Source organism: Anaerococcus sp. Marseille-P9784 (assembly GCF_902500265.1).
Lineage (GTDB): Bacteria > Bacillota > Clostridia > Tissierellales > Peptoniphilaceae > Anaerococcus.
Genome location: NZ_CABVOZ010000003.1, coordinates 437,501 through 451,783, shown reverse-complemented (window position 1 = coordinate 451,783; position 14,283 = coordinate 437,501). Strand labels below are relative to the sequence as shown.

The window sequence follows — 14,283 nt, the reverse complement described above, 5'->3', positions numbered from 1 at the left end:
TTACTCGTTTTAAAGCAGTAAATCGTATAATTGAAAAGAATCAGTGTTATATGTTATAATTAGGTAGTTAATCTATACATTTAGAAAGGTAAAATATAGAATTGGAGAATGATATGGGATTTTCATATAATAAATTATGGAAGTTATTAATAGATAAAAATATGAAAAAAACAGACTTACAATGTGCAATAGCAACAACCCCCAAGACAATAGCAAAAATGGGAAGAGACGAAAATGTAAGTTTGGAAACATTAGGAAAGATTTGTGAGTATTTTCAATGCGATATTGGAGATATTATTGAATATAAAAATGGAGTTAAAATAAATGATAAATAATGCTCTTACTTATATTTCTTTATTTTCATCAGCAGGAGTTGGTTGCTATGGATTTAAACAAGAGGGATTTGAATGTGTAGCAACTAATGAAATTATTGATAGACGTTTAGAAATCCAGAGAATAAATAAAAAGTGCAAATTCGATAGTGGATATATAAGCGGAGATATTCAGAAGCAGGAAACTAAAAATAAAATTTCAGATGAAATAAAAAAATGGGAAAAGCTTGGTAATGACAACATTGATGTTATTATTGCAACTCCACCATGTCAGGGAATGAGTGTAGCTAATCACAAGAAAAATAAGAGCGATTTACAAAGAAATAGTTTAATAGTTGAAAGTGTAGAGATTGTTAAAGACATTAATCCTAGATTTTTTATTTTTGAAAATGTTGCTACATTTTGGAAAACAGGTTGTACTTTAAAAGATGGAACGATTCTACCAATAGGCGAAATGATTGAAAGTAAACTTTCAAATAATTATTTAATTTCTAAGCGAGTAATAAATTTTAAAAACTATGGATCAAATTCATCAAGGACAAGAACATTAGTTATTGGTGTTAGAAAGGATTTGTCTGATATTGTAGTACCTATAGAACTATATCCAGATTATCAAAAAGAAAAAACTTTGTTTGAAGTTGTAGGTGATATGAAAAGTTTAAGTTGGGGAGAATACGATGACGATGACTTTTTTCATAGTTTTAGAGAATATCCTAAAAGAATGAGAAAATGGATATCAGATCTTAAACCTGGAGAGGGAGCGTTTGATAACAATGATCCTGAGAAGATACCTCATAGAGTTATAGATGGAGAAATTGTATTTAACAAAGCTAAAAACGCTGATAAATATACAAGGCAAGAATTCAATAAAGTAGCTCCATGTATACACACAAGAAATGATCAATTGGCTAGTCAAAACACAGTTCATCCTATCGATGACAGAGTTTTCTCTATTAGAGAACTTATGAAAATGATGACAATACCAAGTGATTTTAAATGGACAGAGGAATCTTTAGATACATTAAATTCATTAAGTATTGAAGATAAGAAAAAAATGTCTAAGAAGACTGAAATGAATATTAGACAAAGTATAGGAGAGGCTGTTCCTACAAGCATTTTTAGGCAAATAGCTAAAAAGGTAAAGGAAAATATTTTTAGAAAAAGCTTGAAAGATAGGGAGATTTTGGATGTTATAGATGACAAAAAATTAGAAGATATTAGCAATCTAACTGATTTTTTAAAATATAATATAGACACATATACAAAATCAACAATTTTAAGAATAATAGAAATGGCAAATACTAAAAGGCAAACACATTCAGCTTTTTATACGAATAGATTTATAGTAGAACATATAATTGAGGATTTGCCAGAATTTGAAAAAGATGAAATAACTATAGTAGAACCATCAGTTGGTGCTGGAAACTTCTTGAAACTTCTTTATAAAAAGTATGAAGATAAAAAGCGAGTAAATCTTATATTAATTGATATAGATGGGGATATATTAAGAATTTTAGAATCATTAAATAATGTTCCAGACAACTTTAATGTTAGCTATATTTGTGATGATTTTTTAAGCTATGATTTTAATAATCTAAATATAGATTTAGTGATCGGAAATCCTCCCTTTGCTAAAGTTAGTGGCAAAATATTAAAGAAATATTTAGAAAATAATTATAATAAGTATACTAAGAATTTAGCTGAAATGTTTTTAGAAAAGGCAATAAGAATTTCTGATTATGTTTCATTGATATTACCTAAAAACATCTTAAATACACCTGAGTTTATAGAAACAAGGAATTTGTTAAAAGAGAATTCTATAGACTATATACATGACTTTGGGGAGTTAGGTTTTAAGGGTGTTCTTGTTGAAACAATAAACTTGATGGTAGATACAAGGATAAAAAGACAAAATACAATAGTAAAATCAATTACTGATAGTACTATTTTCAAACAAAAGTTATCTTATATTTCAGACGAAAAACTTCCTTATTGGGTGATTTATAGGAACGAGTTTTTTGATAATATATTTGAAAATATGGAATTTAATATATTTGATGTATTTAGAGATAGGCAGATTACAACTAAGAATTCTACATTGGAAAATATGCAAGATTCTAATGAATATGTAAGAGTATTAAAATCTAGAAATATTAGCGATGACGGAAGTGAAATAATAAATATTGATTCTTATGCTTCTTATATAAGCTTAGAAGAGTTAGAAAATCTTTCAGTAAAAAAATTTTTGGATAGAGATGATGTATATATGACACCTAACATGACATATAAGCCGAGAGTAATGAAAAAAGAAAAAGGATATGTTGTAAATGGATCTATTGCATTATTAATACCAAAAAATAATGAACATCTTAATGATGAACAAATGACATATTTCTCAACAGATGAGTACAGGGAATTTTATAAAATAGCAAGAAATAAGCAAACACGATCATTAAACATTGACAAAACAAGTGTATTTTGGTTTGGGAGAAAAATATAAAAAAGGAGTAATACATATGATTGAATTAGATTTTACTACAGATAATCCTAGATGGGGAAATTCAGGAATATTATTTTTTAATATCGAGGAGTACTCTAAGACGTTGGGATTCTTATCAAATTTGAGACATTATAAAGGCTATGGAGAAGGTAAGTCTAAATTTGATGAAAGCATAAACATTCACATTGAAGGAAATTATATTGATGGAGCGTGGGCAAAAGAATGTAGAATTCATTGCTATAAAAGTCGTGATGATTTTAAAAAAGAACTAAATATTTTTGAAAGAGCATCTAGTTCGGGAGTAGGAAATATTACGTTTAGAATAAATTCAAACAACTATATTAATCATTTAATTGATGAATATGGATTTAATGTGGTAAATTCAGGCAGTTATATAAGCACTGTATATCCACAAGAATATAACAATATATTTGAGTTGTTTTTAAAAAACATTAATGGCTATGGCGATAAGGAAAAAGAAATACTTATAAAACAATTTAATTATGGTTTTGATTTATAATTATGGGTAAAACTATATGAATTTATTTACTGATTTTTTAGATAAATATGACTATGATGTTAGAAAAACTGGTGATGCAAGATGGATTGATCAGAAATGCACTTATGATGTAGTTTCAATAATTGCAGATTGCATAATAGAGTATGTGGATGAGAATGAAGTGAAAGAATTTACTGTTTCTGATATATGGCATAGTGAATATGCAAGAGAAAATGTAATTTCTATTTTTTCAAAACCTGATCCGGAATTAAAAGCTGGGAATGAATATGACAAGTATTTTGGACAACCAATAAAATTATTAGGTTATAGTAAGATTCTTGATGTAAGAAAAGAGAAGAACAGATATTACTATTCTATAAATAATAGGGAGTTATTAGAGAAAATTGCTTTAAGGCCGACCAATGCTTTGAACTTTTTGCATGAATATATAGCTAAGGTTTTAAAAGACAGTGGAATATGGGATTCTTTTGAAGAGTTCTTTAAAATACAGACTAAAGAGTCTTATAAAGATGTTAGGGACACCTTTATAAGATTCACTATAAACAATACAAAAATAAATGGAGAAACAGAGTGTGGTAGGATTTTTACAAAGGTTATAAATCCTCTCGCTTTTAAATTAAAAAAACAAGGTACCGAGAGAGGTAGAATTTCAAAAAACACCATTACATTAAGTGATTTACAATATAATCGTGCTAACTGGAGAGATGAGCTAAGTGGTAAAGATAAGTCAATTACTAGATCTGAACATGAACCAACAGTTGCACAATTGCAAGCGAGAGCTATGGCTACTTACACGGTCAATAAGGCTAAAAAAGCAATGCGTAAATTTAATGATAGTATTTATAATGGAAAATCTGAAGTCTACCAATCAACTGAGATGGTAAATGCAACTCAAGCACACCATATTTTTACTCAATCAGACTATCCAACTATTGCAGATTATGTTGAAAACTTGATAATGCTAACGCCAAACCAACACTATTCTATGGCTCATCCTAACAATAAAACACAATATGTGGATAAAGATTTTCAATATATATGTCTTATTGCAAAATCAACTAAAATATATCTAGATTTAACCTCTGAGAAAGAGGATAAGTTCTATGACTTTGAAGACTATAAGTTTGTATTAAATGCTGGTCTTGAAACAGAAGACTTCAGCTCTATAAGTTATTTAGACTTTGCAAGCATAATTGAAAAGATTGACTATTACTATATAGACAATATTAGTAACAACAAATATTATAAATTAATAGATGACAATAGGTTAGATAAAAATTCTATTTATTTAAGTAATATAGATAGTTTGAAAATGGTAGCAGAAGATCAGGAAAAATATGAAATATAGAGTAGAGGCGTTTAAACTATATGAATATATTTAATTTATTGTAACGATATTTTTGAATCAATCAATGATTTAGGAGGAAGAGTTGTTTTTTAATAACGGTGCATACTTTTTACTAGATAAAGAACTTAAAACTTCGGCTGGTAAAAGACAAAGAGGGAAAACTTGTCATTGTTCCTGAAGAAGCAAAAATTATAAAAAGGATCTACAGAGAATATTTGGAAGGAACAAGCCTACGAGATATAAAGGAAAGACTTGAAAAAGACAAGATAGTAAATGGGGCGGGAAATAAGAAGTGGCATGTATCGAACCTCAATCAAATTTTAACTAATGAGAAATATATGGGAGATGCCCTATTACAAAAGACTTATACAGTGGATTTTCTAAATAAGAAAAGAGTAAAGAATGATGGAATAGCACCTCAATACTATGTAGAAAATAGCCACGAAGCCATCATACCAAAAGAAATCTTCATGAGAGTCCAGGAAGAAATGGATAGACGAGCTAATATGGTAAGTGGAAAAGGGAAGAGAAGAATCTATTCCAGCAAATATGCTCTTTCAAGTATTGCCTATTGTTCTAAATGCGGAGATATTTATAGGAGAATTGCTTGGAACAACAGGGGAAAGAAATATACCGTTTGGAGATGTTGTACAAGAGTAACCCATGGACCAGAAGCATGTGAAGCAAGAACCATAAAAGAGACAGATCTACAAGGAGCAGTCGTAGAATCCATCAATCGGCTTATAGTTGAAAGCAGTGAATTAAAAGAAATAATAAGAGAAAATATAGAAAAATCCATCACAGGTGATGGAAGTAGCCAGATAGATGAAATAGACAAAGAAATGTTGAAAGTGCAAGAAGAACTTTTAAAAGTTGCAAATGCCAAGAAAGACTACACAGACCTTGCAAAAAGGGTTGAAGAATTAAGAAATGAAAAAGAAAAGATACTTCTAGATTTAGCGGAGGAGAAGAATGAACAAAGCAGGTTAAAGGAATTAGAAGAGTTTTTAGACAATCAAGAATTAGAAATAGAAAGATACGATGAAGACTTGGTAAGGAAACTTATAGAGAAGATTATAGTTTATGAAGAAAAACTGAAAGTAATTTTCAAATCAGGAATTAACATAGAACTTGAAAGATAAACATAGATGTAGTTAACGATTTAATTTTTAATGTAAAATGTTAAATTTATCGTTTATCTGGTATAATTATATAAAAAGGAGGTGCGACATGCTATATAATGAAATATTTACTGATGAATTTTTAAATAAATTTGGTAACTATAAAGATGGAATTTCAAAACTTACGTTAAAAGAAGATGTATTTGAAATTGATGTTAAAGCCATTGCTGAAATTTGTGACATTTTAATAGAATATAGTTGTGTTGAGTCCTCTGGGTTTAGCGTTAATAATGATACTAATGCTGAAGATATTAAAAATGAAATTTCAGTTAATCAGTTTGAACCAGAATATAGGCAGAGATTCACTATTGCGCATGAATTAGGGCATATTATTTTAGGACATAAAGGTATATCATATAGATTTTCGGATGTGTCCAAATATAAAAATACGATTGATAGAATGAATGAAGTAGCTGCTAATAAATTTGCAGCGGAATTAATAATGCCTGAAAAATTAGTGAAACTGGTATTAATAGATTCGATTCAAGAATTGGGATTTTCAATTCATCAAAAATTTGATGAAAATGACATAAATCAATTGGTTGATTTATCTTCTAATAAGATGGGAGTATCAACTCAAGCCTTAAATTATAGAATTAAAAATCTAGGAGTTTTTGTTGATGAAAAATAATCAAGAAGTTGACAAACTATCTTATAATGACCTCCTTGATAACTACAAGCAAGGTAATTTTTTTGATGAAGCTGTAATAAATATTAAATATACTAAAAATATACTTTCTAATGATAATGGTGAGCGTTTATATAAAATTGTAGGATTGGAACTAGATATTTCAGATAGTGATGAAAGAAAAGAAAAATTAAGCCGATTTATAGACATTTGTAATGAAGCAATAAATAAGAATAAATATCCCACAGACTGGCAGATTTTTTATTTATACAAGGAACTGTTCCAATTTTTCATAAATGATAAAATAAAATATAATTATTTTAGAGGGCAATCGAGCAAACATGATCCATTACCGGGGATACTAAGGAGTACAATTCAAAACTCATATAGGTTAAATTTTGAAAATTTATATAGAAAAATATCTAAAGAATTTCCTGATAAGATTGAATATATAGAACTAAAGAATGATGAAAGTATAGAGGAAAGAGAAAATCAGCTATCATTATTGCAACATTATGGATTAAAAACGAGCCTTCTTGACATAACTAGCAATCCATATATTGCGCTTCTATTCATGCTATCTGGAAGATTTGATGAATATAAAGAACCATCTTTATTTATGTTTAAAATCGATGAAAATTATGGTGGAAGCGACTATCTGTTTACAGAAGTTAGAAAAGATAAAATAAATGAAAGAATAATAGCTCAAAAAGGGGCATTTTTGAATTTTGATAAATTATGTTTTAAAAAGAAATTAAAGAAGATTCCATTAGTTAAGATTGTATTGCAGTTTTCTACCGAAAAGCTATTAGATGAAATTCAGTCAGAAAGAAATAAACTGGAAGAAATGGCGTCTGAAATAAACTCGTCTTCAGGCGAAAAAAGAGATGCTCAAATAATTGAAGAAAAATCAGAGTATTTAAAAATCTTAGAAGAAGAAAAAAATAAAATAGAGGAATCTAAACTTCTTTGTTTAAATTTCATGCATGATGAATTAATAAGAAAATTGAGGGAATATTATTATTTTGAAGAAGATTTATTTCCAGATTTTGAGAAGAGAATTGATTATTTATCAAATAAGTATCAATCAGAATCAACAAAAAAAGTTGTTTCTGATGAGATGAAGCCCGATAGTAACAAATAAACATACTATTGGGTTTTTATTATTCGTTTCAAAAATAATGTAAACATTTCATTAAGTTATAAAGGCTTGATATGTTCCCACATACGAGGATTTTGAAAAATTTCAAAATTTATCCATACTGTACTCTCAAGCCACGTGGAATCCATAGCCTTACTTACCAAGAGCAATTAATCAAAAGGAAGGTGTAATTATATGAGTAAAAACTACACTAAAGATCTGATAAAAAAAGAATTTATGATACTTTTAGATGAAAAAACACTTGATAACATAACTGTCACTGAGTTAGCTCAAAAATGTCAGATAGAAAGAAAAACCTTCTATTATCATTATGAAAACTTGGAACAATCAATAAGAGAAATATTTGAATCTGAGCTTGATATTGTTATTGAAGAATTTAACGAAAATCTCTCTTGGGAAGATAGTTTTATTTTGGCTGCAAAATTTATCTTGGATAATGAAAAAGCTATAAGACATATGTATCAATGAGCTGCACCCATAAACACGGAATAACTTAATAATATTTTAAGCGGAATGTAATCTGTAATCAACAGGGGACATTCCGTTTAATTTTGCCTTTATCCTGTCTTCATTGTACCATTTGATGTATGATTCTATTTCTTTTCTTAATTGTTCATAATTCTTAAATTCTACACCGTAGTACATTTCTTGTTTGAGTAGACCAAAGAAGTTTTCCATTGGTGAATTGTCTAGACAATTCCCTTTTCTTGACATACTTTGTCGTATGTTTAGTTTTCTTAGCTTGCTAGACCATGAGCTATGTTGGTAATGGAATCCCTGGTCTGAGTGTATTACTAAGTTGTCTTTAGTACTAATACCTTTTATTGCTTTGTCTAACATTGAGTTGGTCAGTTTAATAGTTGGGTGATGGCTTAGTGTATAGCTAATTATCTCACTGTTGTAAACATCTAGTATTGGTGATAGGTATAGTCTTTCTTCACGTCCCTTGATTCTAAATTCTGTTACATCTGTTAGCCATAGTTGATTTGGTCTGCTGGCTTTAAAATTACGATTTACAACATTAGGAGCTACTTTGCCTACCTGTCCCTTGTAGGATGAGTATTTTCTTGATCTAGTTTTAAATTTAGTGCATAGGAGTCCTTCTTGTTTCATGATTCTTAGAACTCTTTTATGGTTTACTATTAGACCCTTGTTTCTTAGGGCGGTATTTACTCTCCTGTATCCATATCTTCCTTTGCTGGCTTTAACTATTAACTTGATTTCTTCTTTGATTTCTTTGTCTTTGTCTATTGGATTTTCTAATTTGCTCTTCCGCTCATAGTATGATGATTTAGGAAGTTTTGCTACTGTTATCCATTCACTTATCTTTGTACCAGGGTGTTCTTCTAGAAGACTTAGTATTATCTTTGTTTTTTCCTTGCTTCTGCTTCTTCTTCCAGTAGCAAGGCTTGAAACTTTTTTTCGAATAGTATTTGCATTTTTAGAAGTCTATTTTCTTCTCTAAGTCTGATTAGTTCTTCTCTTTCAGTCTCTACTATTGGTTTTTGATTCTTAGATTTCTTATCTGCTTTAGACATATCTTTATTAGGCCTTCCTCTATTATCTTCTAGCCCAGATAAACCACGTTGTTGATATGCTTTCTCCCAGTTAAATATTACTGAGCCATTGCTGATATCAAAATGTTCTGCGGTTTCTCTGTATGATAGATTATTGATTTGCCTATATTGTATTACAGATAGTTTAAATTCACTAGTGTATTTATTATTGTTTAGCTTTTTAGATAAGTTATCAAAGCCTCCTGAGTTATATTTGTTAATCCAATTTTCTAGAGTACTATCAGGTATGTAATATTTGTTTGCTATTGCAGGTCGCCCACCTGTTTCACCTGATAAGTATTCTAGCACTAATCTAATTTTAAATTCTTTTGTATATTTTGGCATGAAAAAACCCCTCCATCCGTATTCCGGATTTTGGGGTTCGGCTCACAATCAGACTATAAAGCTGATGTAGAAAAATATGTTTTTTCTATGGCGGGTGAAGTAATTAGTAAATATGTTAATCATATATCAAAGGAGACTAGGGCAAAAGATATTGATATTAATCTAATTTCTTATTTTTATCAGTGCGCCTTAAGTAGTGCACTAATACAATGGATAGCTACAAATATGAAAACTGATCCGGTAGTGATTACTAATAGGATAGGTAAATTAATGGATGGTAATATTTTATTGTCATTAAAAAGGAGTGAAAAACTAGAAACCTTTACTCAGAATACTCTAATTGAGTAAAATTTACACAAACCACTAATATTGGTAGATGAAATCATTCTCTTTTCATGATTTAATATAAATATAAGATGATAATGATAAGTTATTAAAGGAGAAGTTATGGAACTTAAAACTCATGATAAAAGATTAAAACTTACTAATGGAGATTTTCAAAGACTAGTTAAGGCTAGAAAGCCTAAAGGAATCTAAGAAAAATCAGCTTACTTAATAGGAACAGGTATTGCTTCACTTACTGCTGCTTGCTTTCTAATCAGAGATGCTCATATGGAGGGTAATAAAATTACTTTCTTAGAGCAATTAGACATACCTGGTGGATCACTTGATGGTGAATACATGGATACAAGAGGTTATGTCGCTCGTGGTGGTAGAGAAACGGGTGCACATTTTGAATGTCTATGGGATATTTGGAGTTCTATTCCAAGCTTAGAAAATCCAGAAATGAGTGTTTTAGATGATTATTTTTATACCAATTACGATGATCCAAACTATAGTAATTGCCGTATAACTCATAAACAAGGTGAACGTTATGATGATGGTAAATTTAATCTTACGCAAGATCAGGTTAAAGAAATAGCTGAACTTACTATGACTCAAGATGAAATTCTTGAAGATAAAGCTATTGAAGATGTGTTCTCAGATGGACTCTTAAATTCAGACTTTTGGACACTTTGGAGAACAATGTTTGCCTTCGAAAACTGGCATTCTGCCCTAGAAATGAAACTATACTTAAACAGATTCATCCACCACGTAGGAGGTCTTACAAACCTATCAGCTCTTAGGTTTACAAGATATGACCAATACAATTCAATTGTAAAACCTATGGTTAGATACCTTGAAGATCATGGATGTAAATTCCAATATAATACAAAAGTGACAGATGTTGACTTTGATATTTCAGAAAATAAAAAAGTTGCTACAAAAATTATAGCTGAAGATAAAGATGGCAATGATAAGTCTATTGATCTTACAGAAAATGACCTAGTCTTTATCACTAATGGATCAATGACAGAAAATTCAAGCTATGGTGATGATAATACACCAGCCGAACTTAGTGATGAACAAACTGGTTGCTGGGAAATGTGGAAAAACATTGCTAAAAAATCAGATGATTTTGGAAAGCCTGAAGTATTCTGTTCAGATGTAGAAAAAAGTAACTGGGAATCTTGTACAGTAACTTGTCATGATGATTCAGTTCCAAAATATATTGAAAAAATAACAAAAAGAAGCCCTTATGGTGGAAAAACTGTGACAGGTGGTATTGTAACTTGTGTTGATTCAAGCTGGTTAATGAGCTGGACTATTAATAGACAAGGTCAATATTCAGAACAACCTGAAAATGATGTTGCTGTATGGGTTTACGGTCTATTCACAGATGTTGAAGGTGACTACATCAAGAAGAAAATGAGAGATTGTACAGGTAAGGAAATTACAAAAGAATGGTTATACCACATCGGTGTTCCTGTAAATGAAATTGATGCACTTGCTGAAACCTGTACAGCAGTACCTGTTATGATGCCTTATATCACATCTCAATTTATGCCAAGAAAATCCGGAGACAGACCTTACGTAGTTCCAAAAGATGGAGTTAACTTTGCTTTCTTAGGACAATTTGCAGAAACTTTAGATGATCCAGGAAGAGATACTGTATTCACTACAGAATATTCTGGAAGAACTGCAATGGAAGCAGTTTATGTACTTTGTGGTGTAGAAAAAGCTGTTCCATAAGTGTTTGCTTCACGATATGATTTAAGATATCTTCTAAACGCAATGGTCGCTCTATCAGATGGCAAAAAACCAGACCTTCCACTTACTCCACTACAAAAAATGAAAGTTGTAAAACTAATCAAAGGTACTGATGTGGAAGAGATGCTAAAAGAATTTAATATTATTTAATAATATATAAACTAATTTGGGGCGATAATATATCGTCCCATTATTTTTTATTAAGGAGACCAATGATGAATAACAACTTGAATAATCAAGCTGTGCCTACTTTAGAAGAAATAGAATCCATATATGAAGATATTTTAAGAAGCGAATCTAGGTCAAATGAAGAAAATGACTTGGAAATTTTAGGAGAATTTTATAAAAGATTTAGGAAAGAAGAAAATAAAAGAGAAGAATCAAAGTAAGAAAATGCAATAATAAAAGAATATAGAAATTATTTAAAAAATGAAGAGAATAAGCAAAAAAAATTAATAGAAGAACTAGAAAATTTGATAAGCTATGAGAAATTCTTCTTAGAAGTAGAGAGAAAAAGAAATCAAAAATATTATAACAGCAATTTTTATGGGAGCAACGAAGCTACTAGATATAGGGTAGATAAGATTAATTCTTATTCAAAAGAACTTGGGGAAATAATAAACAATTCTCCTGATGCCTGGAGATATTATTATCATAGGCAACTAATTAATGATACACAAACAGGATATAATCAAGACCTTGTAGAAGTAGAATATGTAATACAGGCAAAGAGAAAAATAATAGAATCCTTAAAACAATCAACTCCCGTATATATAATAGGCCACCTAGGAAGTGGAAAAACTCAGATGGCAAGAGAAGCAGCAATTGAATTTACATTAGAAAATATAATTCAAGAAGAGCTAGAAGATCAAATGGGAAAATGGTTTTTGAAAAATCAAAATGCCAGTGAAGATGAGGCTATAGAAAAATTTAGTGAATTAAATAGAGATAGAAGAAATTATTATAAAAATTTACTAAAAGAAGGCAATCAGGTAGAAATTGAAAAAATATATCCTTATTTTATATCAGGTTCATATAATCTAACCTATGAAGATATGTTTGTAGAAAAAACTCTATCGTTAGAAAAAACATCTTCCGATGAAACTAATTTAGAGTTAATCGATGAAGTGGTGGATCAATATTTTGCTTGGCTAAAAACTCATAAAAACCAACTGGAAAATATTGAACCAGAAAAGCAAGAAATAATAAAAAGCAAAGTTTGGGATAGTATTTCAGAAATCTTTATAGCTAGGAATAGTATTTATGGAACAGTAGTAAAAAAAATAGAAAGAGAAATATTATTAGCTGTAAGAAATGGTAGACCTGTCATAATTGATGAGCTAAATACCATTGCTATGCAAAATTTAATAGGACTTAATGACATACTACAGAGCAAGTTTGGAGCCAAAGCTTACGTTACGGGAATTGGACCAGTGACTATAAAAAAAGGCTTTGGTCTAATTGGTACAGGAAACTTATCAACAGACTTAGTAAGTTATGAAGGTACAAATGAACTCAATCCTGCTTTTAAATCGCGTTTTTTAACAATAGAATATAATTATGTAACTCAAAATACTGTTGGATCTTTAAAAAACCAAACTAATCCAGAGAAAAATGAACTTTTTAGGATTTTGCTGGTTAGACTTGCTGATAATAATGGAAACTTGCACATTCCAACTCCTACAAGAAGCTTAGAAGAAATATTTAGATTAGCTCAATTATCTAAGGTGAGTCAGGAAGTCTTTATGGGTAAGTGGCTGTCAACTAGTAAAGAAAATTCAACTAACGAAACCCCTGAGCTTAAAGAATCAGTATTATCCTTAAGGAATATTCTAAGAATATTAGATAATTGGAATTTAGGAGAAGAAAAAGACTTAACTTTAGCCCTATGGGATGGTTTTATTAGTTCAATAACAAATCCAAAAGACCAGGCGTATAATTTATCCCAAGCAGTAAGATTTGGATTTTTCAAAGAATCCGAAGGATGGGATATTAATAATGAAAATCTAGGAAAAGTTGTCCTAGAATATGATGATTTAAGGACTAGGCCTTACCAATATATCAGGGGAGAAATTGAAACTCTAAGTTACCTAGACCTAATAAAAATAATATTTGGTCCAGCACCAGAAAGAAAAGAACTACCTGATTTTCTAAAAGCTATTGACAATGGGGAAAATAAAATTTCCGTAGAAGAATATGAACAATTAGATGAAAGATTAAATCAGCTAGAACATTCAAAGTATCTCATAGATTATATAATAGACATGGAAAATAACAGAAAATGAAATTTTCAATAAACAAAAATAAATATAGTGAAAATTTAACAGATCTAAGAGAAGACTTAAATTATACTTTATAAGAAGGCTATATTGATGAGAGATTTAAAGAAAAACTATCTGAACTAGAAAAAGATGAAAATAAAATCCTTAATGAATTATTGCCTTATTATAGGCTTTATGCACCAGAGCTATATGAAACAAAAATAGATGAAATTCCGGTAAAGATCGAGGGAAGCTATAAACTTAATACTTACCTTAAAAGTTACTTATGTATTGAAAAGAACCTTTTTATATTATCTGGTGTAGATCAAAAAACATATTTTATGAGAATTTTAGAAGAG

Annotated in this window: 13 protein-coding genes and 2 pseudogenes (1 of these 15 running past the window's edge); 13 read left to right on the top strand and 2 right to left on the bottom strand. The window is 29.7% G+C overall.

Annotated elements, in window-relative coordinates; all coding sequences use genetic code 11:
• The first annotated feature begins 113 nt into the window (after nt 1-113).
• From GAN53_RS08805 to GAN53_RS08770, 8 genes and pseudogenes are all read left to right on the top strand, one after another.
• The gene (locus tag GAN53_RS08805) at nt 114-335 is read left to right on the top strand and encodes a helix-turn-helix domain-containing protein (protein WP_070606340.1); all 222 of its coding nucleotides are present in this window, start codon (nt 114-116) and stop codon (nt 333-335) included.
• Nucleotides 325-2,832, top strand: a complete 2,508-nt coding sequence (locus GAN53_RS08800) for a DNA cytosine methyltransferase (RefSeq protein ID WP_151410716.1) — start codon at nt 325-327, stop codon at nt 2,830-2,832. Before GAN53_RS08805 ends, GAN53_RS08800 begins: the two co-directional genes overlap by 11 nt.
• Nucleotides 2,833-2,848: 16 nt before the next feature.
• Nucleotides 2,849-3,352, top strand: a complete 504-nt coding sequence (locus GAN53_RS08795; RefSeq protein ID WP_151410715.1) for a hypothetical protein — start codon at nt 2,849-2,851, stop codon at nt 3,350-3,352.
• Nucleotides 3,353-3,368: 16 nt separating this feature from the next.
• A complete protein-coding gene (locus tag GAN53_RS08790) occupies nt 3,369-4,700 on the top strand; it encodes a hypothetical protein (protein ID WP_225791857.1) in 1,332 nt (443 codons plus the stop codon).
• Between the two features lie 143 nt (nt 4,701-4,843).
• Nucleotides 4,844-5,842 (top strand): annotated as a pseudogene (locus GAN53_RS08785) (recombinase family protein); the annotation flags it as partial.
• A gap of 88 nt (nt 5,843-5,930) precedes the next feature.
• A complete protein-coding gene (locus GAN53_RS08780; protein ID WP_151410714.1) occupies nt 5,931-6,512 on the top strand; it encodes an ImmA/IrrE family metallo-endopeptidase in 582 nt (193 codons plus the stop codon).
• Nucleotides 6,502-7,653, top strand: a complete 1,152-nt coding sequence (locus tag GAN53_RS08775; protein ID WP_151410713.1) for an FRG domain-containing protein — start codon at nt 6,502-6,504, stop codon at nt 7,651-7,653. Before GAN53_RS08780 ends, GAN53_RS08775 begins: the two co-directional genes overlap by 11 nt.
• A 192-nt stretch (nt 7,654-7,845) precedes the next feature.
• Complete coding sequence (locus GAN53_RS08770) at nt 7,846-8,139, top strand: TetR/AcrR family transcriptional regulator (RefSeq protein ID WP_192574107.1); 294 nt, start codon at nt 7,846-7,848, stop codon at nt 8,137-8,139.
• Nucleotides 8,140-8,175: 36 nt separating this feature from the next.
• Here the strand turns inward: GAN53_RS08770 and GAN53_RS08765 are convergent, their stop codons facing one another.
• Together GAN53_RS08765 and GAN53_RS08760 are read right to left on the bottom strand one after the other, a co-directional pair.
• Nucleotides 8,176-9,099: an IS3 family transposase gene (locus GAN53_RS08765; RefSeq protein ID WP_151409469.1), complete on the bottom strand. Its 924-nt coding sequence runs from the start codon at nt 9,097-9,099 to the stop codon at nt 8,176-8,178.
• Nucleotides 9,033-9,572, bottom strand: coding sequence for a helix-turn-helix domain-containing protein (locus tag GAN53_RS08760; protein WP_151409470.1), 540 nt, complete (start codon nt 9,570-9,572; stop codon nt 9,033-9,035). Before GAN53_RS08760 ends, GAN53_RS08765 begins: the two co-directional genes overlap by 67 nt.
• Before the next feature lie 30 nt (nt 9,573-9,602).
• On the opposite strand from GAN53_RS08760, the gene GAN53_RS09780 reads away from it, so the two are divergent.
• From GAN53_RS09780 to GAN53_RS08745, 5 genes and pseudogenes are all read left to right on the top strand, one after another.
• Entirely contained in the window at nt 9,603-9,920 is a 318-nt protein-coding gene (locus GAN53_RS09780) for a TetR-like C-terminal domain-containing protein (protein WP_225791856.1), read from the top strand.
• Nucleotides 9,921-10,019: 99 nt separating this feature from the next.
• Nucleotides 10,020-11,813, top strand: a pseudogene (locus tag GAN53_RS08755) (oleate hydratase).
• 65 nt (nt 11,814-11,878) lie between these two features.
• Nucleotides 11,879-12,052: a hypothetical protein gene (locus tag GAN53_RS09880; RefSeq protein ID WP_225791855.1), complete on the top strand. Its 174-nt coding sequence runs from the start codon at nt 11,879-11,881 to the stop codon at nt 12,050-12,052.
• Nucleotides 12,053-12,136: 84 nt separating this feature from the next.
• Nucleotides 12,137-13,948: a hypothetical protein gene (locus GAN53_RS08750; protein ID WP_225791854.1), complete on the top strand. Its 1,812-nt coding sequence runs from the start codon at nt 12,137-12,139 to the stop codon at nt 13,946-13,948.
• 317 nt (nt 13,949-14,265) lie between these two features.
• Nucleotides 14,266-14,283 carry the 5' end (the start) of a hypothetical protein gene (locus tag GAN53_RS08745; protein ID WP_151410712.1) on the top strand. It continues 879 nt past the right edge of the window, so only the first 18 of its 897 coding nucleotides appear in the window; the start codon lies at nt 14,266-14,268; the stop codon falls past the right edge of the window.

What these genes read in the sequence shown, in the direction of transcription:
- GAN53_RS08775 (WP_151410713.1), top strand. Translation starts at nt 6,502, where the DNA reads ATGAAAAATAATCAAGAAGTTGACAAACTATCTTATAATGACCTCCTT.
- GAN53_RS08805 (WP_070606340.1), top strand. Translation starts at nt 114, where the DNA reads ATGGGATTTTCATATAATAAATTATGGAAGTTATTAATAGATAAAAAT.
- GAN53_RS08780 (WP_151410714.1), top strand. Translation starts at nt 5,931, where the DNA reads ATGCTATATAATGAAATATTTACTGATGAATTTTTAAATAAATTTGGT.
- GAN53_RS08760 (WP_151409470.1), bottom strand. Translation starts at nt 9,572, where the DNA reads ATGCCAAAATATACAAAAGAATTTAAAATTAGATTAGTGCTAGAATAC.
- GAN53_RS08770 (WP_192574107.1), top strand. Translation starts at nt 7,846, where the DNA reads ATGAGTAAAAACTACACTAAAGATCTGATAAAAAAAGAATTTATGATA.
- GAN53_RS08795 (WP_151410715.1), top strand. Translation starts at nt 2,849, where the DNA reads ATGATTGAATTAGATTTTACTACAGATAATCCTAGATGGGGAAATTCA.
- GAN53_RS08790 (WP_225791857.1), top strand. Translation starts at nt 3,369, where the DNA reads ATGAATTTATTTACTGATTTTTTAGATAAATATGACTATGATGTTAGA.
- GAN53_RS08800 (WP_151410716.1), top strand. Translation starts at nt 325, where the DNA reads ATGATAAATAATGCTCTTACTTATATTTCTTTATTTTCATCAGCAGGA.
- GAN53_RS09880 (WP_225791855.1), top strand. Translation starts at nt 11,879, where the DNA reads ATGAATAACAACTTGAATAATCAAGCTGTGCCTACTTTAGAAGAAATA.